Genomic DNA, 24390 nt, shown 5'->3' with positions numbered 1-24390 from the left:
GGCATGAAACCATATCAGCGCCAGTTTATTGAATTTGCGCTTAGCAAACAGGTATTAAAGTTTGGCGAGTTTACGCTGAAATCCGGGCGCAAAAGCCCCTATTTCTTCAACGCCGGGCTGTTTAATACCGGGCGCGATCTGGCACTGTTAGGCCGTTTTTACGCTGAAGCATTGGTGGATTCCGGCATTGAGTTCGATCTGCTGTTTGGCCCTGCTTACAAAGGGATCCCGATTGCCACCACAACCGCTGTGGCACTGGCGGAGCATCATGACCTGGACCTGCCGTACTGCTTTAACCGCAAAGAAGCAAAAGACCACGGTGAAGGCGGCAATCTGGTTGGTAGCGCGTTACAAGGACGCGTAATGCTGGTGGATGATGTGATCACCGCCGGAACGGCGATTCGCGAATCGATGGAAATTATTCAGGCCAATGGCGCTACGCTTGCTGGCGTGTTGATTTCGCTCGATCGTCAGGAACGTGGTCGCGGTGAAATTTCCGCGATTCAGGAAGTTGAGCGTGATTACAACTGCAAAGTGATTTCTATCATCACTCTGAAAGACCTGATTGCTTACCTCGAAGAGAAGCCGGAAATGGCGGAGCATCTGGCGGCGGTTAAGGCTTATCGCGAAGAGTACGGGGTTTGATAAGAAACGCCGGATGGTAAGTCATCCGGCGTTATATTACTGCAACTGCGCGGCAATCAGCGGCCAGCGGGCGTCAAAGTCATCCGTCGGGCGATATTTAAACTCGCTACGAACAAAACGAGACAGCATACCTTCGCAAAACGCCAGAAGTTGGCTTGCCAGCAACGTTTCATCGGTGGTGTAACCTTCACCCTCACGCATTCTCTTTTCACGCAATACCTGACGCAGCTGCGCTTCGATACGCTCGAACAGTTGGTTGATGCGCCCTTGCAGGCGATCCTGTTCGAACATTAGCGCATGACCAGTGAGGATGCGGGTCAGGCCTGGATTACGTTCGCCGAAACCGAGAAGCAGCAACACAATCAGGCGCAGGCGCGCAGTAGTGTCCTTTTCATCTTTCAGAATCAGGTTAATACGAGTAATCAGGCTATCTTCGATAAACTCAATCAGGCTATCGAACATGCGGGTTTTACTGGGGAAGTGGCGATACAGAGCCGCTTCGGAAACGCCGACAGAGGCGGCCAGTTTCGCCGTCGTGATACGCTGGCTTCCATCGCTGGATTCTAACATCAACGCCAGAGACTGAAGTATTTCTTCGCGACGGTTCCTTTTCGCAGTTTGTTTTTCTGCCATGTTACAAAATACCCCTGAAAATAAGCACTTGCCAGGCGGCACCCACGCTATGACCGCAAACGAAATGTTTGCGGCGATGTTATGACGTTATTTGGATGCGTATGCGTTACTGACGACCAGAGTGACCAAAGCCGCCTTCACCCCGATCAGTGGCGTCAAAATCTTCCACCAGATTAAATTCGGCCTGTACCACCGGAACAAAAATCATCTGCGCGATACGTTCGCCAGGTTGAATGGTGAAACTGTCCTGACCACGGTTCCACACGGAGATCATCAGCTGACCCTGATAGTCGGAATCGATCAATCCCACCAGGTTACCGAGCACGATACCGTGCTTATGTCCCAACCCGGAGCGCGGCAGCATCATCGCCGCCAGTGAAGGGTCGGCAATATGAATCGCCAGTCCGGTCGGCACTAGTGTAGTGTCGCCCGGTGCCAGTTCTACGGCGTCGTCGAGACAGGCGCGCAGGTCAAGTCCGGCAGAACCAGAAGTGGCATAAGTCGGGAGTGGAAATTCCTTCCCAACGCGCGGGTCCAGAATCTTAACGTCGATTTTCTTCATCATAACGGGTCACAATCTCGTCGAGTAATAATTGGCCAAGGAGCTCTTTTCGCTCAAGCGGTAAGATTTTATCGCCATCCTGCCAGAAAAGGTGTAATGCGTTTTTGTCGCTATTAAATCCCTGATTTTTTCTGGAAACATCGTTAGCGCAGATCAGATCAAGGTTTTTGCGGATACGTTTTTGCCGGGCGTATTCTTCCACATTATTTGTTTCGGCGGCAAATCCAACAACATAAGGCCTATGGTCTTTTAATGCGGCAACACCGGCGACGATATCGGGGTTTTTAACCATTTTTATTGTTAATTCATCACCCGGTGTGGCCTGCTTTTTGATTTTTTCGCTGGCAACGGTGGCTGCACGGTAATCCGCGACGGCGGCACAACCGATAAAGATATTTTGCTGTTGCACGGATGCCTTCACGGCGGCTTCCATCTCCAGTGCGGTTACCACATCAACACGTTTAACAAACGGTGGCGTCGGTAGTGAAACCGGGCCAGAAATCAGCGTGACGTTCGCGCCACGACGTGCAGCGGCTGCGGCAATGGCGAATCCCATCTTGCCGGAGCTGTGATTAGAGATATAACGCACCGGATCGAGCGGTTCACGTGTCGGGCCTGCGGTAATCATAATGTTCAGATGTTTCAGGTCGTTGACGGGCGAAAAATGGGCGACCGCCATATCAACAATGGTTAACGGATCGAGCATTCGCCCAGGGCCGACATCACCACAGGCCTGGCTGCCGCTATCGGGCCCCCAGATCAGCAAACCGCGCGAGGCAAGCACCTCTAAATTATGCTGGGTGGCAGCAGCACGATACATCTGTTGGTTCATCGCTGGCAGCACGGCAACAGGCGCAGGAGTCGCAAGGCAAATCGTCGATACCAAATCATTCGCCATACCGGCAGCAACGCGGGCAATCAAATCCGCCGTGGCTGGGGCAAGAATCACTAAATCAGCCCATTTACCCAGCTCAATGTGGCCCATTGCCGCTTCGGCTGCCGGATCCAGCAGACTGTCGGAAACGGGATAACCAGAAACCGCCTGCAAACTAAGTGGAGTGATAAAGGCTTTTGCCGCTTCGGTCATTACCACACGGACGTCGGCCCCGCGATCGCGCAAACGACGCACCAGTTCAGGGGTTTTATAGGCAGCAATACCGCCGCTGACGCCGAGAACGATTTTTTTACCGGCCAGGCTCATGATGATTTTTCCTGTAGGGTGACACCAGAAGTTGGCGATTTTATCACAATACTTTTGTTGTCGTGCCTTCACCTGAGAATCACTTTGCGAGGCGCTTTCCAGGATTGAAAACTGGCCGTCGATTTAACGGAACGGCTATGACAGGATGCGAGCATCACAAAGGAGGTGAAGGTGAAAAACAATGCACAGCTGTTGATGCCACGCGAAAAAATGTTGAAGTTTGGCATTGGTGCGTTAACGGATGTCGAGCTTCTGGCGTTATTTCTGCGTACAGGAACGCGCGGTAAAGATGTGTTAACCCTGGCAAAAGAGATGCTGGAGAATTTCGGCTCTCTTTACGGCTTGTTAACCTCTGAATATGAACAATTTAGTGGGGTTCATGGAATTGGCGTGGCGAAATTTGCCCAGTTAAAGGGGATTGCCGAACTGGCGCGGCGTTACTACAACGTGCGGATGCGTGAAGAAAGCCCGTTACTCAGCCCGGAGATGACGAGGGAATTTTTACAAAGCCAGCTCACGGGCGAAGAGCGGGAGATCTTTATGGTGATCTTTCTCGACTCACAACACCGGGTTATAACGCATAGCCGTCTTTTTTCCGGCACGCTAAACCATGTTGAAGTCCATCCTCGGGAAATTATCCGCGAAGCGATAAAAATAAACGCCTCGGCGCTGATCCTTGCGCATAATCACCCTTCGGGTTGTGCTGAACCCAGTAAAGCGGATAAACTCATCACCGAACGGATAATAAAAAGTTGTCAGTTCATGGAATTACGCGTGCTCGACCATATCGTGATTGGGCGTGGAGAATATGTTTCTTTTGCCGAACGCGGCTGGATTTAACCCGCTATGCGCGATCCTTCGGGATCTTTGTCTGTTCGGGACTTGAGCACATCGCCGAGTCAGCGTATACTACGCCACCTTTGAGAATCTCGGGTTTGGCATTTGGGCCTGGCAATCGAGAGTTCACATAGAACTGCGATGACCGGGCTGTAAAGCCTGACGAGGCGCCAATACCCCATACGAAGCTCGAGCTAATTTGATTTTTGGAGAATAGACATGTCCCGAGTCTGCCAAGTTACTGGCAAGCGTCCGGTGACCGGTAACAACCGTTCCCACGCACTGAACGCGACTAAACGCCGTTTCCTGCCGAACCTGCACTCTCACCGTTTCTGGGTTGAGAGCGAGAAGCGTTTTGTCACCCTGCGCGTATCTGCTAAAGGTATGCGTGTAATCGATAAAAAAGGCATCGATACAGTTCTGGCTGAACTGCGTGCCCGTGGCGAAAAGTACTAAGTACTTAGAGGAAATAAATCATGGCTAAAGGTATTCGTGAGAAAATCAAGCTGGTTTCTTCTGCTGGTACTGGTCACTTCTATACCACTACGAAGAACAAACGTACTAAGCCGGAAAAACTGGAACTGAAAAAATTCGATCCAGTTGTTCGCCAGCACGTGATCTACAAAGAAGCGAAAATTAAATAATTCTCGCTTTAATGTAACGAAAAACCTCGCTCCGGCGGGGTTTTTTGTTATCTGTTTGCCCCCATATTGACTGCATCTGTTCATTCCTGGAGATGCTATGCCTGAATTACCCGAAGTTGAAACCAGCCGTCGCGGGATAGAACCGCATCTCGTTGGTGCAACTATTCTTCATGCGGTGGTGCGCAATGGACGCTTGCGCTGGCCGGTTTCGGAAGAAATCTACCGTTTAAGCGACCAACCAGTGCTTAGCGTGCAGCGCCGGGCTAAATATCTGCTGCTGGAGTTGCCAGAGGGCTGGATTATCATTCATCTGGGTATGTCTGGCAGCCTGCGCATCCTTCCAGAAGAACTTTCCCCTGAAAAGCATGACCATGTTGATTTGGTGATGAGCAACGGCAAAGTGCTGCGCTATACCGATCCGCGCCGCTTTGGCGCCTGGCTGTGGGCCAAAGAACTGGAAGGGCACAATGTGCTGGCCCATCTTGGGCCGGAGCCGCTTAGCGACGATTTCAATGGCGAATACCTACATCAGAAGTGCGCGAAGAAAAAAACGGCGATTAAACCCTGGCTGATGGATAACAAGCTGGTGGTGGGTGTGGGAAATATCTACGCCAGCGAATCACTGTTTGCTGCGGGGATCCATCCTGATCGGCTGGCATCGTCTCTGTCGCTGGCTGAGTGTGAATTGTTGGCGCGAGTGATTAAGGCAGTGCTACTCCGTTCTATTGAACAGGGCGGCACGACGCTGAAAGATTTTCTACAAAGTGACGGTAAACCGGGTTATTTCGCTCAGGAATTGCAGGTTTACGGGCGTAAAGGCGAGCCGTGTCGGGTGTGCGGTACGCCGATTGTGGCGACTAAACATGCGCAGCGGGCGACGTTTTATTGCAGGCGGTGCCAGAAGTAATTCATGCGCGCCGGATGGCATACCATCCGGCATAAACGCTACGCTAACTTCGCCATCAGCGCCTGATGGACATTCTCCGGCAGGAAATGGGTGACATCTCCCTGATGGCGGGCCACCTCTTTGACCAGCGATGAAGAGATAAACGACCACTCTTTTGAAGGCATCAAAAAGACACTTTCCAGTTCCGGCATTAAGTGGCGATTCATATGCGCCAGCTGCATTTCATATTCAAAATCCGCCACCGCACGCAGACCACGAATCAGCACCGTAGCGTGTTGATTACGCGCGAAGTTTGCCATCAAATCACTAAACCCGACCACTTCCACGTTTCCCAGATGCGCGGTTGCCTGCTGTGCCAGTACCACGCGCTCTTCCAGGGTAAACATCGGTTTTTTACTGGGGCTGGCGGCAATCGCCAGAATAACGTGATCGAACATCTGCGTGGCGCGCGTCACGATATCGATATGACCATTGGTAATGGGATCGAAAGTACCCGGATAAATCGCCCGTTTTTGCATAACAACCTCAATGCGTTTTCGGTGGCAGGTAAGGTTCCAGCAGTTGAAGCAGACGCTGTAGCGCGCCCTGGTTTTGATACAGCACTTCAACGGCATGACGGCCATAAAAACTACGGTAATCGGCGTCGGTGAGTAAAGAGGATATCTCTTTTGCCAGCGACGCGGCATCAGTGACGGTAATCAGCCCGCTTGCCTGCTCCAGCCGTGCGCAAATGTCTTTAAAGTTAAAGGTATGCGGCCCCATCAGTACCGGAATAGCGTGTGCAGCAGCCTCCAGTGGGTTATGCCCACCTCGTTCAACCAGTGAACCGCCAACAAACGCGAGATCGGCAATGCCGTATAGCAACATCAGCTCGCCCATCGTATCGCCAACTACCACTTGTGTACTGGCGGAAGGGATTTCTCCGGAAGAGCGTGTGATATAGCTTAGTCCAGCCTGGCGGACCAGGTTAATCGCATCCGGGAAGCGTTCCGGATGACGTGGAACAAGAATGAGCAATAAATTAGGGAACTGCTTTAACAGCGCCTGATGCGCGGCAATTACCACGCTCTCTTCACCATCATGAGTACTGGTGGCAATCCATACCGGGCGATGTGGCGCCCACTGGCGGCGCAGCGTCACTGCTTTAGCAGCCAGTTGTGGTGTTACAGAAATATCGAATTTCAGGCTACCGGTAACGGTCACCTGATTATTTTTTGCGCCCAGCGCCACAAAACGTGCACCATCTTCTTCATTTTGGGCGGCAATCAGCGTAATACGACGCAGTAAGCGACGAACGAATTTGCCCAGTTTGGCGTAACCTGCCGCAGAGCGCGCAGAAAGTCGCGCGTTGGCGATAACCAGCGGAATTTTACGTTTATGTAGCGCCGCAATCAGGTTTGGCCACAACTCGGTTTCCATAATCAACACCAGTTTAGGGTCTACTTTATTAAGGAAACGGTTGAGCGCATCGGGCAGATCGTAAGGCAGATAAACGTGTTGAACATCCTTCCCAAACGCTGATTGTACGCGCTCCGAACCGGTTGGCGTCATGGTTGTAACGGTAATCGGCAAATCAGGGTAGCGATGACGCAGCGCGCGCACCAACGGGATCGCCGCCAGAGTTTCACCGACGGAGACGGAGTGCAGCATAATGCCGCCTGGTTTCAGCGGATGGCGGTAAAAACCGTAACGTTCACCCCAGCGTTTTCGATAGGCCGGAGCCTTACGTCCGCGCACCCAGAGCCGTATCCAGATCAACGGCTGAATAAGGTAGAGAAGGGCGGTGTAAAGCAATTCGAGCATAATAAATAGCTGACTTATGGATGTGCTGGGGATTCTATGTATTTAGTTGGGGCTTTACCATTACTTTTCCTGTTTTTGACTTAAATAGCTTCTGTTTGGTCTGAACTACCGCGACATCTCCAGTTTTTTTGTATTTTTATGCGATTCATTGAAGCCCGAACCAATTTGCAACTCTATATAGGCATCGTCCGTACCAGAATTATCTGCATGTGGTTTTTTATCTGCATGATTTTTATGATTAAAAACCATTTTGTGTATAAAAAACATTCGGGTCGGATTGCTGCGAAAGAAATGATACACTAGCACGCCAAAGTAAGTGCGTTATCAGTATTCAGGTAGCTGTTGAGCCTGGGGCGGTAGCGTGCTTTTTTCTGCTTAACTTAACCAGACAATCATACAAAAGAGTCGCTAGTGGAAAAGCCATTTCGAAATATCCTGGTCATAAAGATGCGATATCACGGAGATATGTTATTAACTACTCCTGTCATCAGTACGCTCAAGCAGAATTATCCCGATGCAAAAATCGATATGCTGCTTTATCAGGATACAATTCCTATTTTGTCTGAAAACCCGGAAATTAATACGCTCTATGGCATAAGCAATAAAGGTGCGGGAACATTCGATAAAATTAAAAATGTGCTTTCGTTGATAAAAACTCTGCGTGCGAATAATTATGACCTGGTCATTAATCTTACGGATCAATGGATGGTAGCACTGCTGGTGCGTTGTTTACCGGCACGTATGAAAATATCGCAACTTTATGGTCATCGGCAGCATAGTATTTGGAAAAAAAGCTTTACACACTTAGCGCCAATACACGGTACACATATTGTTGAGCGTAATTTATCGGTCCTTGAGCCATTAGGTATTACCGATTTCTACACCGACACAACAATGAGTTACGCCGATGATTGCTGGAAGAAAATGCGGCAGGAATTAGATGCTCTGGGCGTGAAAGATCATTATGTCGTCATCCAACCGACAGCTCGTCAGATATTTAAGTGCTGGGATAATGATAAGTTTTCTATGGTTATCGATGCTTTGCAACGGCGTGGTTATCAGGTTGTGCTGACCTGTGGGCCTTCGGCAGATGATCTCGCCTGTGTAGATGAAATAGCACAAGGCTGCCAAACAAAACCTATCACTGGCCTTGCAGGTAAAACACGGTTTCCTGAACTGGGTGCGTTAATTGATCATGCCGTACTCTTTATTGGTGTGGATTCTGCGCCAGGGCATATTGCGGCGGCGGTGAAGACGCCAGTTATTAGCCTGTTTGGGGCCACTGATCATGTATTCTGGCGTCCATGGACCGATAATATTATTCAGTTCTGGGCGGGTAATTATCAACAAATGCCCACCCGGCATGAACTTGACCGCAACAAAAAATATCTTTCTGTTATTCCAGCGGAAGATGTCATTGCCGCTACGGAAAAGCTGTTGCCAGAAGATGCTCCTTCAGCTAACAGGAATGCATAATTATGATTGTGGCGTTTTGTTTATATAAATATTTTCCATTTGGTGGTCTACAGCGTGACTTTATGCGTATTGCGTCAACAGTTGCCGCACGGGGCCACCATGTTCGGGTATATACACAGTCGTGGGAAGGTGATTGTCCGGAAGCATTTGAGCTTATTCGCGTACCGGTTAAATCCCATACTAACCATGGACGTAATAAAGAATATTATGCCTGGGTACAAAATCATCTCAAAGCGCATCCTGCGGATCGTGTCGTTGGGTTTAATAAGATGCCTGGGCTGGATGTCTATTTTGCCGCCGATGTCTGTTACGCTGAGAAAGTCGCGCAAGAAAAAGGTTTTTTCTATCGTTTAACATCACGCTATCGGCATTATGCCGCATTTGAGCGAGCGACATTTGAGCATGGTAAATCGACGAAACTCATGATGCTGACCGATAAGCAAATCGCCGATTTTCAGAAGCATTACCAGACTGAACCAGAACGTTTTCAAATTCTCCCCCCCGGCATCTATCCGGACAGGAAATACAGCGAGCAAATCCCAAACAGTCGTGAAATATATCGTCAGAAAAATGGCATAACCGAACAACAAAACTTATTGCTACAGGTTGGGTCAGATTTCGGTCGTAAAGGTGTGGATCGCTCAATTAAGGCTTTGGCATCATTACCTGAATCATTACGCCACAATACGCTTTTGTTTGTCGTTGGTCAGGATAAACCACGCAAATTTGAAGTGCTGGCAGAAAAGCTTGGGGTACGTAGCAACGTGCATTTCTTTTCCGGGAGGAATGACGTGTCTGAATTAATGGCAGCGGCAGATATCTTACTGCATCCCGCTTACCAGGAAGCTGCAGGTATTGTTCTCCTTGAGGCGATCACCGCTGGATTACCTGTTTTGACAACCGCAGTATGTGGATACGCGCATTATATTGCGGATGCTAATTGTGGAGCGGTTATCGCGGAACCATTCCGTCAGGAAGAATTAAATGCGATCTTACGCAAAGCATTAACACAGTATTCGCTACGAATGGCCTGGGCGGAGAATGCTCGCCATTATGCAGATACTCAGGATTTATACAGCCTGCCAGAGAAAGCCGCAGATATTATTATAGGTGGTTTAGATGGTTGAATTAAAAGAGCCGCTTGCCACACTTTGGCGTGGTAAAGATGCTTTTACAGAAGTTAAAAAACTGAATGGCGAAGTCTTTCGCGAACTAGAGACACGTCGAACATTACGCTTTGAATTGGCTGGGAAAAGCTATTTCCTTAAATGGCACAAAGGTACGACCTTAAAAGAAATTATAAAAAACCTGCTCTCATTGCGTATGCCCGTTTTAGGCGCAGACAGAGAGTGGCACGCTATTCATCGACTGCATGATGTCGGTGTTGATACGATGCACGGTATAGGGTTTGGTGAAAAAGGGTTAAATCCATTAACCCGTACATCATTTATTATTACCGAAGATCTTACTCCTACGATTAGCCTTGAAGATTATTGTGCAGATTGGACAGTTAATCCGCCTGATATATGTGTTAAGCGTATGCTGATTACACGAGTGGCAACTATGGTGCGTAAAATGCACGCAGCAGGAATAAATCATCGTGATTGTTATATCTGCCACTTTTTGCTTCATTTACCGTTCACTGGCCGGGAAGATGAATTAAAAATTTCGGTAATAGACCTGCATCGCGCGCAGATACGGGAAAAAGTCCCACGTCGTTGGCGGGATAAAGATTTGATTGGTCTATATTTTTCATCGATGAATATTGGCCTGACGCAGAGAGATATATGGCGATTTATGAAGGTTTATTTTGGGATGCCTTTACGAAAAATATTATCTCTTGAACGGAATTTATTGAACATGGCAAGCATTAAGGCCGAGCGTATTAAAGAGCGAACACAACGCAAAGGATTATAAAAATATTTATCAGTATGTACTGGAACTAACTTCATTATGACTATTTATTTTATAAACTGGGTTGCAGATTATGAATTAAAAATGATCCAGTACTTGAAAAAAAAGTATAAGATAAAAAATATAACAACTCCAAAAAAATACAACTGGATTAATAAGAAACTTTCGAAGTTAGGGATGGATAATGCATGGTTGGGACGATTATTCATCAAACATAATCTCAATGCTGTTAAAAAGGATGATATAATTATCTTTAATGACAGTGTGATTAATAAAGGAATTAATAAACAAATATTAAAAAATATTAATTGCCATAAGGTTTTGCTGCTAAGAAATACTGTTAGCGAAGATTTTATTTTTGATAGTGCAAATTATTTCGATATTATCTATGATTTTGAAAATAGATTTATAGGGAATGAGAAGACCAAAGCAATAGAACAATTTTTTCCTATCGGAATGGAAGAAATTACAAGTTATAGTTTGTTTGACAAAAATAACAGCCAGCCAATATGCTTTTTCCTTGGTCGTGATAAAGGGCGTCTTCAAATAATTGATGAATTAGCTGATAGATTAACAACACTAGGATGTAAGCTAGATTTTAATGTTGTTAAAGATAAGACATCCTCTCCTACTTCAAAGTATTTGATTGAAAAACAAATACCTTATGAAGAGAATATTAGAAGAACATTAAATTCTAATATAATTGTTGATATAACTAAAGAAAATCAATCTGGCTGGACTCTTCGGATACTTGAGGCACTATTTTTTAATAAAAAATTAATTACTAACAATATAAATATACTTGATTCAGAAATCTATAGTGAGTCTCGCTTTTTTATAATAGGTCATGATGATTGGGATAAGTTAGAGTATTTTATTAACTCATCTGTTAAACCAATGGATTATGATAGTTTATATAAATTCAGTCCTGATAAAATGATGTCAACAATTATTTCTGATTTTATAGACAAATAAAACCGTTAAAACAGTGAGTTTTACTCAATTAATGAGAGTTCCTATGAAAATAGCGTTTATCGGCGAAGCTGTTTCAGGGTTTGGTGGTATGGAAACAGTCATTCGAGATGTTATTACCACCTTCAGACAACAACATATCCAAAGTGAAATGTTTTTCTTTTGCCGGAATGACAAAATGGATAAGGGATGGCTGGAAGGTATTAAGTACTCGTGTTCATTTTCCAACATTCGCTTAGGTTTTTTACGTCGCGCGAAGCATATTCATGCTTTAAGCAAATGGCTTCAGAATTATCAGCCAGATGTTGTTATTTGTATTGATGTGATCTCATGTTTGTATGCGGAAAAAGCGCGTAAAAAATCTGGAGTTGATGTACCTGTATTTTCATGGCCGCATTTTTCTTTAGATCATAAAAAACATGCTGAATATATCACCTGTGCCGACTATCATTTAGCAATCAGCTCCGGTATTAAACAACAAATGATTAACCGGGGTGTACCAGAACCGACGATAAACGTTATTTTTAACCCTGTCGAAGCGAAAGATTCAGTCATTCCAGCACCCGAAGAAGGCGAAACGGCAACCTTCATTTATGTCGGACGCATGAAATTCGAAGGTCAGAAACGAGTAAAAGATCTGCTTGATGGCTTATCACAAGTGCAAGGTGACTGGAAACTTCATGTATTGGGTGATGGTTCCGATTTCGAAAAATGCCAGGCTTATGGTAGAGAGTTAAATATTGATGATCGAATTGTCTGGTATGGTTGGCAACAACATCCCTGGGAATTAGTTCAGCAGGATATTAAAAAAGTGAGTGCGTTATTACTCACGTCATCTTTTGAAGGTTTCCCGATGACTCTGCTTGAAGCCTTATCGTGGGGGATTCCTTGTATCAGTGCAGATTGTGTCTCCGGGCCTGCTGACATCATCCAGCCTGATGTTAATGGTCATTTATATCAACCGGGTGATATGACCAGTTTTGTTTCTCTTCTCAATAAATACATAGCCGGTGAAATTCTCATCGAACATGAAAAAATTCCTGCGTCGATCGATAAATTTTACCAGCAGAAATATTATGACAGATTACACAAGATAATTATTTCTGTTATTTCCCGGAGGAAATGATGCAGCAGGTTTTTTTCCAGGAGACTGAGTTTCTCAATTCAGTTATTGATTACAATTATAAAGTAGAAACAGAAAGTCTTTGTCTGGATATTGCTTATGGAACTGACAAGAATTTTCTTTTTGGTTGCGGAATTTCGATTGCTTCAATATTAAAATATAATGAAGGAAATCGCTTATGTTTCCATATTTTCACAGACTATTTTTGTGAAGATGATCGAAAATATTTTGATGCTCTGGCTCAGCAATACAAAACCAGGATTAAGGTATATTTAATTAATGGCGATCGGCTCCGTTCATTGCCAAGTACCAAGAACTGGACTCATGCAATCTATTTTCGCTTTATTATTGCAGATTACTTTATTAATAAAACACCTAAAGTTCTATATCTGGATGCAGATATCATTTGTCAGGGAACTATAGAACCACTTATTAATTTTACGTTTCCTGATCATACAGTCGCAATGGTTGTTACCGAAGGACAAAATGACTGGTGGGAAAAACGTGCACATTCGTTAGGTGTTGTGGGGATTGCTAAAGGTTATTTTAACTCTGGTTTTTTATTGATCAATACTCACCAATGGGCAGTTGAGCAGGTTTCTGCACGAGCCATTGCAATGTTAAATGATCCGGAGATAGTAAAAAAAATAACACATCCTGATCAGGATGTATTAAATATGCTACTGGCAGATAAACTTATTTTTTCTGATATAAAATACAATACCCAGTTTAGCTTAAATTACCAACTCAAAGAAAGTTTTAAAAATCCAGTAACCAGCGATACTATTTTTATCCATTATATTGGTCCGACCAAGCCCTGGCATGATTGGGCCTGGGATTATCCTGTATCACAAGCCTTTATGGAGGCAAAAAATGCTTCGCCATGGAAGAATACGGCGTTGCTGAAACCAAACAATAGCAATCAATTAAGGTATAGCGCAAAACATATGCTGAAAAAGCATAGATATATAAAAGGATTTAGCAATTATCTTTTGTATTTTATTGAAAAGATAAAGCATTAAACTGGGAATCTATAAAGTAATGATATAAGGGTAGCCTTGTGGACTCATTTCCTGCCATAGAGATAGATAAAGTTAAAGCCTGGGATTTTAGGCTAACTAATAAAAATACTTCTGAATGTTTAAATGTTGCCTATGGTGTCGATGCTAATTATCTTGATGGTGTAGGTATTTCTATCACATCAATTGTCCTAAATAATCGACATATTAATCTTGATTTTTATATTATTGCTGATGTTTATAATGATGATTTTTTTCAAAAGGTCGAAAAACTTGCAAGGCAATACCAATTAAGAATCACGCTTTATAGAATTAATACTGATAAGCTTCAGTGCTTGCCTTGTACACAGGTCTGGTCAAGAGCAATGTACTTTCGTTTGTTTGCGTTTCAATTATTGGGTCTGACGCTTGATCGTTTACTTTATCTTGATGCGGATGTTGTTTGTAAGGGTGATATTAGCCAATTACTTCATCTGGATTTAAACGGAGCGGTGGCTGCTGTTGTTAAAGATGTTGAGCCAATGCAGGAAAAGGCGGTATCCAGGTTGTCTGATCCTGAACTAAGGGGGCGCTACTTTAATTCAGGAGTGGTTTATTTAGACTTAAAAAAATGGGCCAATGCAAAACTAACAGAAAAAGCGTTATCTATTCTTATGAGTAAAGATAATGTTTATAAATATCCCGATCAAGATGTTATGAATGTTTTATTGAAAGGGATGACAATATTTTTGCCTCGTGAATTCAATACTATTTATACCATTAAAAGCGAATTAAAAGATAAAACACATCAGAACTATAAAAAGTTGATTACAGAAAACACGCTTCTCATCCATTATACAGGGGCAACTAAACCGTGGCATAAATGGGCAATTTATCCATCTGTAAAATACTTTAAAATAGCGTTAGATAACTCGCCATGGAAAAATGATTCCCCCAGAGATGCAAAATCAGTTATCGAATTTAAGAAAAGATATAAGCATTTGTTAGTTCAGCATCATTACGTAACTGGCATTATAGCAGGGGTTCGTTATCTTTACCGAAAATATTACAGTAAATAACTTTTAATTGGCTTATCATGATTCAGAAAAATAAGGTTAAAGATTTTGTTGTTTTTACTGATGACAACAATTCAAAGTACCTCAATGTATTAAATGACTTTTTGTCTTATAATATTAAGATCATCAAAGTGTTTCGTTCTATTGATGATACAAAAGTCATGCTTATTGACACCGATTACGGTAAGTTGGTGCTTAAGGTCTTTTCTCCCAAAATTAAACGCAACGAGCGTTTTTTTAAATCTCTATTAAAAGGAGATTATTACGAACGCCTTTTTGAACAAACCCAAAAAGTGCGAAATGAAGGATTACATACTCTCAATGATTTTTATTTATTAGCAGAGCGAAAAACTTTACGATTTGTCCATACATATATCATGCTGATCGAGTATATTGATGGTGTAGAGTTATGTGATATACCCAATATTGATAACGAGTTAAAAAATAAAATTCAGCAATCAATTCATTCTTTGCATCAACATGGTATGGTCTCTGGTGATCCTCATCGTGGTAACTTCATTATTAAAAATGGTGAAGTTCGAATTATTGATCTCTCTGGGAAACGTGCTTCAGCGCAACGGAAAGCGAAAGACCGTATAGATTTAGAGCGTCATTACGGTATTAAAAATGAGATTAAGGATCTAGGTTATTATCTTTTAGTTTATCGTAAAAAAATGCGCAATATTATGCGGCGTTTGAAAGGAAAACCAGCACGCTAAAGCAGAAATATCCCACCATTACGCGTCTTCGTTAGGCATTTTTATACGGAGTTATTTATTTCACAGGTTTATCATGAAGAATATTCGATACATTGACAAAAAAGATGTTGAAAACCTGATTGAAAATAAAACATCTAATGATGTTATTATTTTTCTATCTGGCCCCACATCGCAAAAGACACCTTTGTCGGTATTACGGACAAGGGATATTATTGCTGTCAATGGTTCAGCACAATATCTGTTAAGTCATAATATTATTCCCTTTATTTATGTACTTACAGATGTTCGCTTTTTACATCAGCGTCGTGATGATTTTTACAATTTTAGCCAAAGAAGCCGTTATACTATCGTAAACGTTGACGTTTATGAACACGCCTCCGAAGAAGATAAACTTTATATCCTCCAGAACTGCCTTATATTACGGTCTTTTTACCGCCGGGAAAAAGGTGGTTTTATAAAGAAGATTAAATTTAATATTTTGAGCCAGATTCACAAAGAACTGCTGATCTCTGTACCGTGGTCTAAAAAAGGTCGTCTGGTTGGATTTTGCAAAGACATTAGTCTTGGTTATTGCTCATGCCATACTATTGCCTTTGCTGCAATTCAAATAGCATATTCACTTAAGTATGCTCGGATTATTTGTTCAGGTCTGGATTTAACGGGTAGCTGTTCGCGTTTCTATGATGAAAATAAGAATCCTATGCCCTCGGAATTGAGTAGGGATTTATTTAAAATCTTGCCATTTTTCCGTTTTATGCATGATAATGTAAAAGATATTAATATTTATAATTTGTCTGATGATACGGCTATTTCTTACGATGTAATTCCATTTATTAAACTTCAAGATATCAGTACAGAAGAATCAAAGGATAGGACAAGAAAAAAAATACAATATAAAGCTCCAACTGATTCTTATGCTAATTAATCACCCTGAAACTAAAATAATATGGTATAAAAATGCGTTTAGGTACTTTTCACAAAAAGAAAAGATTTTATATAAACAAAATCAAGATTAATTTTCTTGCTTTTTTATTTCGTAAGAAAATCAATAATCAAGTTACAGAACCAGCGCAAGTTAAATCATGCCTTATCATTCATGATAATAATAAACTCGGTGATCTAATTGTATTAAGTTCGATTTATCGTGAACTTTACAGTAAAGGAGTTCAAATAACAATCCTCACAAATAGAAAGGGTAGGGAGTTTCTCTCTAATAATAAAAATATATTTGAGTTGTGTGTTAAAGAATCAACTGGTTCCCTTAAAATGCTTAGTTTATGTAAGCATCTGCGGAATTTACAGTTCGATATTGTATTAGACCCCTTTGAGACAATGCCTTCATTTAAGCATAGTTTAATATTATCAAGTTTGAAAGATTCTTACATTCTGGGGTTTGATCAATGGTATAAGCGTTACTATTCATTTTACCATCCCCACGATGAATGTTTAAAAGAACATATGAGTACACGAGCAACAGAAATACTGAAGCATATTTATGGTGAGGGTGAATTTTCCACCGACTACGACTTGCATTTACCTGTAGATGTTGAAAATAAAATAAAAGATTTTATTGGCGACTCTAAAATCGTAATTATAAATCCATTGGGGGCAAAGAAAATATGTAGATTAACATCAGAGCAGATATGTTTTATATATCAACTGATCAAAAGTAAATTACCGAACTACAGAGTTATATTTACCGGTTTACATCAAGATCTAAAAACAATATCTATACCTGATATTGATATTTTGCCATATAAAGATTTTATTTATACAGTGGCACTTACTAAGTTTAGTAATTATGTTATATCAGTTGATACTGCTCTTGTACATATAGCATCAGCGTATAAACGTCCTACACTTGCTCTTTATCCAAATGCGCGTCGTCAAAGTTATCCCTCACACTTAATTTGGGGGCCAAATAATCCTAATGCGATACAAATAATTTCTCCAACTTTTACGGTACAAGATATCGATTCAAAGATATTATTCTTATCCTTGAATAAGTTAATCACCGATAAATAAAAAGTGGGGATTCCCACTTTTTACTTATTCTATTATCTAATGCTGTTGGCTTTTACTTTTCTAATCATAACTAATAGCGTCAATGCTGAAATTATTATAATTGGGATACTTCTAGCCCAAATGATTACATCACTAACACCGACGCCAATAATACCTAATGTTAATGCAAAAAGACCTATATTTCTCTCAGTATAAGCGGTGAAGCACAATGCAATATAAAAGAATAACACAGAGACTATTCCTAAAATCCCTTTTAACGACGCGGCCTCGATTATTTCATTATGTAAATGTATATTAGTAAATTCTAATGCCCCAGCTAAGCGACTTTGCTCAGAAACAAATAAATGCATCTTTTGCGCACGCGCTTCTGCTGATCTCAATGTAAGTGTAGATTCTTTGAAAATGTCTATACCCATTTCATACATTGCTATTCTGGCACCAAGTGATGAATTACTATTATTAGTATACTGTACTAAATCATTCACACCCTCTGCGTATCTATTTTGTAATGTTTGAGAAAATGAATATATCAGGCCTGTTAGAAGTACAATGAATACTATTGCAGATGTTAATATCTTTTTGGGATATTTAATATAAAACAAAACAAATGTTATTACACAAATGAGTGGATAAACTACTAATGTTACTCTTGTCTGCGTTAGCAATAAGGCATAGAAGATAGCTAAGCTATTTAAAATGAACAAATAAGGATTTTTGTTTCTTGTATAGAATACCGCGACTGAACTTAGTATTCCAATAAACATTATAGAATACGATGCACCAGTAGGCGTTCCGATTTCAAAATATATTCTCTCCCAGTTTGTTTTCATTTTTATATAAACTGCATAAGTAGCTATAATAAATGATAAAGTATAAAAAATATATAATACACTGTCTTTTTTTAGTTTTATTCTAGTATTCAGAGCTAAGAAAACTAAAATCGTACCAAATAGAAATATTTTAGCTGTGTTTAAATAATTATGATAAGTTGCTCGAAAAAGTGAATTATCGAATTTAAATAATGAATACCAAACTAAATCAACTAATCCTATAATAAATATAGATAATGGGAGAATAAGGACGTTTCGGTTGATACTTAGTTGTTTACCTCTAAGAATGAGGGCCAATAAACCTACCATAGCTGTAACGTTAAATAATTTTATACTAAGAGTATTATTGACGAGAGCGATAATTAATAAGAAAAAACATAAAACATAAGTCATAATCTCTAAAATCATAGATGATTTTAAAGCGTAAGGTTTCCATGATTGGAGTTTAATGAAGGTTGGCATGTTTTACCTTTATAATGATGATAATTTTTCCAAAACTGCTTGACCGTTGAGATTAATTAAACTTTTCCCCGGCGCCCTACAAACCACCTGATTCTTCCCATACCCGCCAATTAATCCCGGATCGGTTGGTCCATAGACAGTGATATTAGGTTTATCCAGAGCCGCAGTTAAATGGCTTAATCCCGTATCCACCGAAACCACGAATTTCGCCCCAGCCAGCACGCTGGCAACACCTTCCAGACTCATCTTCGGCAATACGTCGACATAATCAAATCCTTCCGCCAGCCTTTTCGCTCGCGCTTCTTCATGTGGTGCGCCCCAGGGAAGTTTAATGCGAATCCCTGAACCTGCCAGTAAGCCAATTAATTCTCGCCAGTGTTCTTCCGGCCAGTGTTTATCATCACGGGTCGTCGCATGAAGAAATACGGCGTATTCGCCAGCATCCGCCGGCGGGTTAGCCAGGAAATGCTGCGCAATGGCATAGTCGCCCTGAGTCTGTGGTTTGCTGTAACCCAGGCTTTTGGCGAACAGCTCGCGGGTGCGCTCTACGGCGTGCTGCTGTTTGGCAATATGATGTTTGCGATTGTAAAACAGGCTTGCCAGTGGTTCGCGAGCGGTTTGCCAGTCCATTCCATGCTTAATGCCATGCGCCAGACGTGTCACCAGTGCTGCGCTTTTTACCAGCCCTTGCGCATCAATAATCGCATCATAGTTTTCTGCCTGTAGCGTTTCACGAAACGCTTTCCGCTCCGCTTTAATAGGTGCAGAAAACCACGCTTTACGCCAGCGGCGTATCGCTACCGGAATAACCCGTTCAACGGCGGCGTGCCAGGAAGGGATCTGCGCAAAACCTTCTTCCACCACCCAATCAAACGTTATTCCAGGGATTGCCTGCTGCGCATCGGTTAGCGCGGGCAGCGTATGGAGGACATCGCCCATCGACGATGTTTTGACGATAAGAACCCGCATCCGTCAGGCTTCCTCTTGTAACAACAGTGCGTTGAGTTCTTCCAGTACGCGCTGGGGAGTAATGTCGATCAGACTCTGGTGATACCCTTCTGCGGCATCGCCTTTACGCACTTTGTGGTAGCCAGTAATCAGACGAATGACTCGCGCTTTATGAGAAAGCGGCGGCGTAAAGTCCGGGCTGCTTGGCCCATACAGTGCGACCAGCGGACGATTCAGTGCCGCTGCGACGTGCATCAGACCAGAATCGTTGGTGACAATGGCTTTACAGGCCGCAATCAGAATAACGGCTTGATCAAGCTGCGTTTCTCCCGCCAGATTACGACACCATGCCTGCTGCTCAGTATTCAGTGCGGCGAGTATCTCATTGCCCGCCTCATGATCTTTCGCCGAACCAAACAGAACCACCTGATAACCTTCATCAATTAGCTGCTTTGCCAGCTCTGCGTAGTGGTAGTGCGGCCAGCGTTTTGCCGGGCCAAACTCCGCTCCTGGGCAAAAGCCAATCATCGGACGTTCTGATGAGAGGGAAAATTGGTTACAGGTATACGATTTTTCACCTTCGCTCACCTGCAATTGCGGCCATAACAACGGTTTTGGTAGATCTTGTGCGGTACGCATTACGCCTTTGTCATAGGCCAGCGCGACATAGCGTTCCACCATTAGCGGCCAGTCTTCTTTATCAAGCACGCGCACATCGTTGAGCAAACCGTAGCGCATTTCACCACGCCAGCCGGTGCGATGTGGAATACCTGCGAAGAAAGGCACTAATGCGGATTTAAAGGAGTTGGGTAAGACGTAGGCGCGGTCGTAACGTTTATCGCGCAGGCTATGTCCCAGCTTGCGGCGTTCGCCGATTTCCAGCGAACCGTGACCGAGAGGCATAGGGATAGCTTCGTTAACTTCCGGCATCCGCGATAATAACGGACGGCACCATGCCGGTGCCATCACGTCGATTATCGCCTGGGGATAGCGCGCCTGGAGCGTGCGATAGAGACTTTGCGACATCATCATGTCGCCAACCCAAGACGGGCCTATCACCAAAATCTTCATAGTTACGCGTCGCGATTCAGCCAGGCCATATATTCCGTTACACCTTCAGCAACGGTTTTGAACGGTTTGTCGTAACCCGCCGCGCGCAGATTAGTCAGATCCGCCTGAGTAAACGCTTGATAGCGGCCTTTCAGTTTATCCGGGAACGGAATGTATTCGATCTGACCCTTCTTGTGATAAGCCAGTGTTGCATCTGCTACTGCCTGGAAGGATTCAGCACGACCAGTGCCGAGGTTGAAGATGCCGGAAACGCCATTTTCCAGGAACCACAGATTCACATCTGCCACGTCGCCCACGTAGACGAAGTCGCGTTTGAAGTTCTCGCTACCTTCGAACAGCTTCGGTGATTCACCGTTGTTAAGTTGAGTGTTGAGATGGAAAGCGACGCTCGCCATGCTGCCTTTATGACCTTCACGCGGCCCATAAACGTTGAAATAACGGAAACCAACAATCTGCGAGTTCGCTTCTGGCAGAATCTGACGAACATATTCATCAAACAGGAATTTTGAGTAACCGTAGACGTTAAGTGGTTTTTCGTATTCGCGGGATTCAATAAAGTCGGAGGTGCGTCCGCCATAGGTCGCTGCGGAAGATGCATACAGGAACGGAATTTCGCGCTCCAGGCAGTAGTGCAGCAGCTCTTTGGAGTATTGATAGTTGTTATCCATCATATACTTGCCATCCCACTCGGTGGTGGATGAGCACGCACCTTCGTGGAAAATCGCTTCGACATCGCCGAACTCTTCGCCAGCCATAATCTGGATCAGGAAGTCTTCCTTATCCATATAGTCCGCGATATTCAGATCCACCAGGTTCACAAACTTGGTGCCGTCTTTCAGGTTGTCCACCACCAGAATATCGGTGATGCCTTTATCATTCAGGGCCTTAACGATGTTGCTGCCGATAAAGCCCGCGCCGCCGGTAACGATGATCATAACTGTAACCTTCGAATTATGGAGTCAGAGACAATCTCAGACACGAATACTTCTATCATATCACTACACGACGTTGGCTTCAGCCATTCGCCGAAAGTGAGAGTAATGGGCGTTATTTATTCTAAATTTTGCAGAAGTGTTAACGCGTCATCTCGTCGCGACCTATAAGTTTGGGTAATATGTGCTGGAATTTGCCCTGTCTGGAGAATCGCAATGCGTGGAGAATTTTATCAGCAGTTAACCAACGACCTGGAAACCGCACGGGCGGAAGGGTTGTTTAAAGAAGAGCGCATTATCACGTCTGTGCAGCAAGCAGACATCACTGTGGCTGATGGAAGCCACGTCATCAACTTTTGTGCCAACAACTATCTTGGGCTGGCGAACCATCCAGAGCTGATTGCGGCGGCAAAAGCGGGAATGGATTCTCATGGTTTCGGCATGGCTTCAGTACGTTTTATCTGCGGCACTCAGGATAGCCATAAAGAGCTTGAGCAGAAACTGGCGGCATTCCTGGGTATGGAAGATGCGATTCTCTACTCTTCCTGTTTTGATGCCAACGGCGGCCTGTTTGAAACGCTGCTGGGCGCGGAAGACGCCATTATCTCCGACGCACTGAACCACGCGTCTATTATTGATGGTGTGCGTCTGTGCAAAGCCAAACGTTATCGCTATGCCAACAACAATATGCAGGAGCTGGAAGCGCGTTTAAAAGAAGCGCGTGAAGCCGGAGCGCGACATGTGCTGATTGCCACCGACGGCGTGTTCTCGATGGACGGCGTGATTGCCAACCTGAAAGGCGTTTGCGATTTGGCAGATATTTACGATGCGCTGGTGATGGTGGATGACTCCCACGCGGTTGGTTTTGTCGGTGAAAACGGTCGTGGTTCCCATGAATACTGCGATGTGATGGGTCGTGTCGATATTATCACCGGCACGTTGGGTAAAGCCTTAGGCGGTGCTTCTGGTGGTTACACTGCTGCGCGCAAAGAAGTGGTTGAGTGGCTGCGCCAGCGTTCTCGTCCGTACCTGTTCTCCAACTCGCTGGCACCAGCGATTGTCGCCGCTTCCATTAAAGTGCTGGAGATGGTCGAAGCGGGCAGCGAACTGCGTGACCGCCTGTGGGCTAACGCGCGTCAGTTCCGTGAGCAAATGTCGGCGGCGGGCTTTACCCTGGCGGGTGCCGATCACGCCATTATTCCGGTCATGCTTGGTGATGCAGTAGTGGCGCAGAAATTTGCCCGCGAGCTGCAAAAAGAGGGTATTTACGTCACCGGGTTCTTCTATCCGGTCGTTCCGAAAGGTCAGGCGCGTATTCGTACCCAGATGTCTGCGGCGCATACTCCTGAGCAAATTACGCGTGCGGTAGAAGCGTTCACGCGTATTGGTAAACAACTGGGCGTAATTGCCTGAGTGAGGATGTGAGATGAAAGCGTTATCCAAACTGAAAGCGGAAGAGGGCATCTGGATGACTGACGTTCCTGTACCGGAACTCGGGCATAACGATCTGCTGATTAAAATCCGTAAAACAGCCATCTGCGGGACTGACGTTCACATCTATAACTGGGATGAGTGGTCGCAAAAAACCATCCCGGTGCCGATGGTCGTGGGCCATGAGTATGTTGGTGAAGTGGTGGGCATTGGTCAGGAAGTGAAAGGCTTCCAGATTGGCGATCGCGTGTCTGGCGAAGGTCATATCACCTGCGGTCATTGCCGTAACTGCCGTGGTGGTCGTACCCATCTGTGCCGCAACACGATCGGCGTCGGCGTTAACCGTCCGGGCTGCTTCGCCGAATATCTGGTGATTCCGGCGTTCAACGCCTTCAAAATCCCCGACAATATCTCCGACGACTTAGCCGCAATTTTCGATCCGTTCGGAAATGCTGTACACACGGCACTGTCGTTTGATTTAGTGGGCGAAGATGTTCTGGTTTCTGGTGCAGGCCCGATTGGTATTATGGCGGCGGCGGTGGCGAAACATGTCGGCGCGCGTAATGTGGTTATCACCGACGTTAATGAATATCGTCTCGAGCTGGCGCGCAAAATGGGTATTACGCGTGCAGTTAACGTCGCGAAAGAAAATCTCAATGACGTGATGGCGGAGCTAGGCATGACCGAAGGTTTTGATGTCGGTCTGGAAATGTCCGGTGCGCCGCCAGCGTTTCGTACCATGCTCGACACCATGAACCACGGTGGCCGTATTGCGATGCTAGGTATTCCACCTTCTGACATGTCGATCGACTGGACAAAAGTGATCTTTAAAGGCTTGTTCATTAAAGGCATTTACGGTCGTGAGATGTTTGAAACTTGGTACAAGATGGCGGCGCTGATTCAGTCTGGCCTCGATCTCTCGCCAATCATTACCCATCGTTTCTCCATCGATGATTTCCAGAAGGGCTTCGACGCTATGCGTTCAGGCCAGTCCGGGAAAGTTATCCTGAGCTGGGATTAACACGAATAAGGGCTGGTATTCCAGCCCTTTTATCTGAGGATAATCTGTTAAATATGTAAAATCCTGTCAGTGTAATAAAGATATCGTAATTGCGCTGATCTCTTATATAGCTGTTCTCATTATCTCTCTAGCCTGAAGTGACTCTCTCACCTGTAAAAAT

26 protein-coding genes are annotated in these 24390 nt (G+C 44.2%); 17 read left to right on the top strand and 9 right to left on the bottom strand.

Annotated elements, in window-relative coordinates; all coding sequences use genetic code 11:
* Positions 1–3: 3 nt before the first annotated feature.
* Positions 4–645: an orotate phosphoribosyltransferase gene (gene pyrE / locus FC814_RS11155; protein ID WP_000806178.1), complete on the top strand. Its 642-nt coding sequence runs from the start codon at positions 4–6 to the stop codon at positions 643–645.
* A gap of 36 nt (positions 646–681) precedes the next feature.
* Here pyrE and slmA read toward each other — a convergent pair whose 3' ends face one another.
* The 3 genes from slmA to coaBC form a co-directional block, all read right to left on the bottom strand.
* Positions 682–1278: a nucleoid occlusion factor SlmA gene (slmA, locus tag FC814_RS11150; protein ID WP_000818603.1), complete on the bottom strand. Its 597-nt coding sequence runs from the start codon at positions 1276–1278 to the stop codon at positions 682–684.
* A 106-nt stretch (positions 1279–1384) separates the two neighbouring features.
* Positions 1385–1843 (bottom strand): dUTP diphosphatase, encoded by a 459-nt coding sequence (dut, locus tag FC814_RS11145; protein WP_000976070.1) that lies wholly within the window; start codon positions 1841–1843, stop codon positions 1385–1387.
* Positions 1821–3041, bottom strand: a complete 1221-nt coding sequence (gene coaBC, locus FC814_RS11140; protein WP_000050165.1) for a bifunctional phosphopantothenoylcysteine decarboxylase/phosphopantothenate--cysteine ligase CoaBC — start codon at positions 3039–3041, stop codon at positions 1821–1823. Before coaBC ends, dut begins: the two co-directional genes overlap by 23 nt.
* Positions 3042–3212: 171 nt before the next feature.
* Here coaBC and radC point away from each other — a divergent pair, with 171 nt between their 5' ends.
* The 4 genes from radC (at position 3213) to mutM (ending at position 5429) form a co-directional block, all read left to right on the top strand.
* Complete coding sequence (gene radC, locus FC814_RS11135) at positions 3213–3881, top strand: DNA repair protein RadC (protein ID WP_010344500.1); 669 nt, start codon at positions 3213–3215, stop codon at positions 3879–3881.
* A gap of 216 nt (positions 3882–4097) precedes the next feature.
* Complete coding sequence (gene rpmB, locus FC814_RS11130; RefSeq protein ID WP_000091955.1) at positions 4098–4334, top strand: 50S ribosomal protein L28; 237 nt, start codon at positions 4098–4100, stop codon at positions 4332–4334.
* 20 nt (positions 4335–4354) lie between these two features.
* The gene (gene rpmG / locus FC814_RS11125) at positions 4355–4522 is read left to right on the top strand and encodes a 50S ribosomal protein L33 (RefSeq protein WP_001051798.1); all 168 of its coding nucleotides are present in this window, start codon (positions 4355–4357) and stop codon (positions 4520–4522) included.
* Between the two features lie 97 nt (positions 4523–4619).
* The gene (gene mutM, locus FC814_RS11120) at positions 4620–5429 is read left to right on the top strand and encodes a bifunctional DNA-formamidopyrimidine glycosylase/DNA-(apurinic or apyrimidinic site) lyase (protein WP_137325940.1); all 810 of its coding nucleotides are present in this window, start codon (positions 4620–4622) and stop codon (positions 5427–5429) included.
* A 38-nt stretch (positions 5430–5467) separates the two neighbouring features.
* Here the strand turns inward: mutM and coaD are convergent, their stop codons facing one another.
* Positions 5468–5947 (bottom strand): pantetheine-phosphate adenylyltransferase, encoded by a 480-nt coding sequence (gene coaD / locus FC814_RS11115; protein ID WP_001171876.1) that lies wholly within the window; start codon positions 5945–5947, stop codon positions 5468–5470.
* A 7-nt stretch (positions 5948–5954) separates the two neighbouring features.
* A complete protein-coding gene (waaA, locus tag FC814_RS11110; RefSeq protein WP_000891554.1) occupies positions 5955–7232 on the bottom strand; it encodes a lipid IV(A) 3-deoxy-D-manno-octulosonic acid transferase in 1278 nt (425 codons plus the stop codon).
* 411 nt (positions 7233–7643) lie between these two features.
* Here waaA and rfaQ point away from each other — a divergent pair, with 411 nt between their 5' ends.
* The 10 genes from rfaQ (at position 7644) to FC814_RS11060 (ending at position 17535) form a co-directional block, all read left to right on the top strand.
* Entirely contained in the window at positions 7644–8708 is a 1065-nt protein-coding gene (gene rfaQ, locus FC814_RS11105; RefSeq protein ID WP_071995211.1) for a lipopolysaccharide core heptosyltransferase RfaQ, read from the top strand.
* A gap of 2 nt (positions 8709–8710) precedes the next feature.
* On the top strand, positions 8711–9835 hold the full coding sequence (gene rfaG / locus FC814_RS11100; RefSeq protein WP_000634281.1) for a lipopolysaccharide glucosyltransferase I: 1125 nt from the start codon (positions 8711–8713) through the stop codon (positions 9833–9835).
* Entirely contained in the window at positions 9828–10625 is a 798-nt protein-coding gene (gene rfaP / locus FC814_RS11095) for a lipopolysaccharide core heptose(I) kinase RfaP (protein ID WP_000229845.1), read from the top strand. The genes rfaG and rfaP overlap by 8 nt, the downstream gene beginning before the upstream one ends.
* Positions 10626–10661: 36 nt before the next feature.
* Positions 10662–11597 (top strand): LPS core biosynthesis protein RfaS, encoded by a 936-nt coding sequence (gene rfaS / locus FC814_RS11090; RefSeq protein ID WP_137325939.1) that lies wholly within the window; start codon positions 10662–10664, stop codon positions 11595–11597.
* 43 nt (positions 11598–11640) lie between these two features.
* The gene (gene waaB, locus FC814_RS11085) at positions 11641–12720 is read left to right on the top strand and encodes a lipopolysaccharide 1,6-galactosyltransferase (RefSeq protein ID WP_000683965.1); all 1080 of its coding nucleotides are present in this window, start codon (positions 11641–11643) and stop codon (positions 12718–12720) included.
* Positions 12720–13739, top strand: a complete 1020-nt coding sequence (gene waaO / locus FC814_RS11080; RefSeq protein WP_001188024.1) for a lipopolysaccharide 3-alpha-galactosyltransferase — start codon at positions 12720–12722, stop codon at positions 13737–13739. The genes waaB and waaO overlap by 1 nt, the downstream gene beginning before the upstream one ends.
* Positions 13740–13777: 38 nt before the next feature.
* Complete coding sequence (rfaJ, locus tag FC814_RS11075; RefSeq protein WP_000376847.1) at positions 13778–14794, top strand: lipopolysaccharide 1,2-glucosyltransferase RfaJ; 1017 nt, start codon at positions 13778–13780, stop codon at positions 14792–14794.
* A gap of 17 nt (positions 14795–14811) precedes the next feature.
* Complete coding sequence (rfaY, locus tag FC814_RS11070; RefSeq protein ID WP_000615184.1) at positions 14812–15510, top strand: lipopolysaccharide core heptose(II) kinase RfaY; 699 nt, start codon at positions 14812–14814, stop codon at positions 15508–15510.
* A 73-nt stretch (positions 15511–15583) separates the two neighbouring features.
* The gene (waaZ, locus tag FC814_RS11065) at positions 15584–16435 is read left to right on the top strand and encodes a 3-deoxy-D-manno-oct-2-ulosonate III transferase WaaZ (RefSeq protein WP_000790290.1); all 852 of its coding nucleotides are present in this window, start codon (positions 15584–15586) and stop codon (positions 16433–16435) included.
* A gap of 32 nt (positions 16436–16467) precedes the next feature.
* Positions 16468–17535 carry a glycosyltransferase family 9 protein gene (locus tag FC814_RS11060; protein WP_001236428.1) on the top strand — a complete coding sequence of 356 codons (1068 nt, stop codon included), beginning with the start codon at positions 16468–16470 and terminating at the stop codon, positions 17533–17535.
* Between the two features lie 32 nt (positions 17536–17567).
* On the opposite strand, the gene FC814_RS11055 is transcribed toward FC814_RS11060, so the two are convergent.
* Genes FC814_RS11055 through rfaD form a run of 4 tightly spaced genes read right to left on the bottom strand, consistent with a single transcriptional unit; the run spans position 17568 to position 21781 of the window.
* Entirely contained in the window at positions 17568–18827 is a 1260-nt protein-coding gene (locus FC814_RS11055; RefSeq protein WP_137325938.1) for an O-antigen ligase, read from the bottom strand.
* A 9-nt stretch (positions 18828–18836) separates the two neighbouring features.
* Entirely contained in the window at positions 18837–19796 is a 960-nt protein-coding gene (gene rfaC / locus FC814_RS11050; RefSeq protein WP_001264627.1) for a lipopolysaccharide heptosyltransferase RfaC, read from the bottom strand.
* A gap of 3 nt (positions 19797–19799) precedes the next feature.
* Positions 19800–20846: an ADP-heptose--LPS heptosyltransferase RfaF gene (gene rfaF, locus FC814_RS11045; protein WP_000699258.1), complete on the bottom strand. Its 1047-nt coding sequence runs from the start codon at positions 20844–20846 to the stop codon at positions 19800–19802.
* A gap of 2 nt (positions 20847–20848) precedes the next feature.
* On the bottom strand, positions 20849–21781 hold the full coding sequence (rfaD, locus tag FC814_RS11040; protein ID WP_000587764.1) for an ADP-glyceromanno-heptose 6-epimerase: 933 nt from the start codon (positions 21779–21781) through the stop codon (positions 20849–20851).
* Positions 21782–21994: 213 nt separating this feature from the next.
* Between rfaD and kbl the strand changes: the two genes are divergently transcribed.
* Together kbl and tdh are read left to right on the top strand one after the other, a co-directional pair.
* A complete protein-coding gene (gene kbl / locus FC814_RS11035; RefSeq protein ID WP_137325937.1) occupies positions 21995–23191 on the top strand; it encodes a glycine C-acetyltransferase in 1197 nt (398 codons plus the stop codon).
* A 13-nt stretch (positions 23192–23204) separates the two neighbouring features.
* The gene (gene tdh, locus FC814_RS11030; protein WP_000646026.1) at positions 23205–24230 is read left to right on the top strand and encodes an L-threonine 3-dehydrogenase; all 1026 of its coding nucleotides are present in this window, start codon (positions 23205–23207) and stop codon (positions 24228–24230) included.
* Positions 24231–24390: the final 160 nt, after the last annotated feature.

The sequence above is a fragment of the Escherichia sp. MR genome, from assembly GCF_005280595.1.
GTDB classification, from domain to species: Bacteria; Pseudomonadota; Gammaproteobacteria; order Enterobacterales; family Enterobacteriaceae; genus Escherichia; species Escherichia ruysiae.
Note: the sequence above shows the minus strand (reverse complement) of the source record. Positions and strands in the feature narration are given on the sequence as shown.

Excerpts from the sequence above, each read along its gene's own strand:
- pyrE (WP_000806178.1), top strand. The coding sequence starts at position 4 with ATGAAACCATATCAGCGCCAGTTTATTGAATTTGCGCTTAGCAAACAG.
- slmA (WP_000818603.1), bottom strand. The coding sequence starts at position 1,278 with ATGGCAGAAAAACAAACTGCGAAAAGGAACCGTCGCGAAGAAATACTT.
- dut (WP_000976070.1), bottom strand. The coding sequence starts at position 1,843 with ATGATGAAGAAAATCGACGTTAAGATTCTGGACCCGCGCGTTGGGAAG.
- coaBC (WP_000050165.1), bottom strand. The coding sequence starts at position 3,041 with ATGAGCCTGGCCGGTAAAAAAATCGTTCTCGGCGTCAGCGGCGGTATT.
- rpmB (WP_000091955.1), top strand. The coding sequence starts at position 4,098 with ATGTCCCGAGTCTGCCAAGTTACTGGCAAGCGTCCGGTGACCGGTAAC.
- rpmG (WP_001051798.1), top strand. The coding sequence starts at position 4,355 with ATGGCTAAAGGTATTCGTGAGAAAATCAAGCTGGTTTCTTCTGCTGGT.
- mutM (WP_137325940.1), top strand. The coding sequence starts at position 4,620 with ATGCCTGAATTACCCGAAGTTGAAACCAGCCGTCGCGGGATAGAACCG.
- coaD (WP_001171876.1), bottom strand. The coding sequence starts at position 5,947 with ATGCAAAAACGGGCGATTTATCCGGGTACTTTCGATCCCATTACCAAT.
- waaA (WP_000891554.1), bottom strand. The coding sequence starts at position 7,232 with ATGCTCGAATTGCTTTACACCGCCCTTCTCTACCTTATTCAGCCGTTG.
- rfaG (WP_000634281.1), top strand. The coding sequence starts at position 8,711 with ATGATTGTGGCGTTTTGTTTATATAAATATTTTCCATTTGGTGGTCTA.
- rfaP (WP_000229845.1), top strand. The coding sequence starts at position 9,828 with ATGGTTGAATTAAAAGAGCCGCTTGCCACACTTTGGCGTGGTAAAGAT.
- rfaS (WP_137325939.1), top strand. The coding sequence starts at position 10,662 with ATGACTATTTATTTTATAAACTGGGTTGCAGATTATGAATTAAAAATG.
- waaB (WP_000683965.1), top strand. The coding sequence starts at position 11,641 with ATGAAAATAGCGTTTATCGGCGAAGCTGTTTCAGGGTTTGGTGGTATG.
- waaO (WP_001188024.1), top strand. The coding sequence starts at position 12,720 with ATGCAGCAGGTTTTTTTCCAGGAGACTGAGTTTCTCAATTCAGTTATT.
- rfaY (WP_000615184.1), top strand. The coding sequence starts at position 14,812 with ATGATTCAGAAAAATAAGGTTAAAGATTTTGTTGTTTTTACTGATGAC.
- waaZ (WP_000790290.1), top strand. The coding sequence starts at position 15,584 with ATGAAGAATATTCGATACATTGACAAAAAAGATGTTGAAAACCTGATT.
- FC814_RS11060 (WP_001236428.1), top strand. The coding sequence starts at position 16,468 with ATGCGTTTAGGTACTTTTCACAAAAAGAAAAGATTTTATATAAACAAA.
- FC814_RS11055 (WP_137325938.1), bottom strand. The coding sequence starts at position 18,827 with ATGCCAACCTTCATTAAACTCCAATCATGGAAACCTTACGCTTTAAAA.
- rfaC (WP_001264627.1), bottom strand. The coding sequence starts at position 19,796 with ATGCGGGTTCTTATCGTCAAAACATCGTCGATGGGCGATGTCCTCCAT.
- rfaF (WP_000699258.1), bottom strand. The coding sequence starts at position 20,846 with ATGAAGATTTTGGTGATAGGCCCGTCTTGGGTTGGCGACATGATGATG.
- rfaD (WP_000587764.1), bottom strand. The coding sequence starts at position 21,781 with ATGATCATCGTTACCGGCGGCGCGGGCTTTATCGGCAGCAACATCGTT.
- kbl (WP_137325937.1), top strand. The coding sequence starts at position 21,995 with ATGCGTGGAGAATTTTATCAGCAGTTAACCAACGACCTGGAAACCGCA.
- tdh (WP_000646026.1), top strand. The coding sequence starts at position 23,205 with ATGAAAGCGTTATCCAAACTGAAAGCGGAAGAGGGCATCTGGATGACT.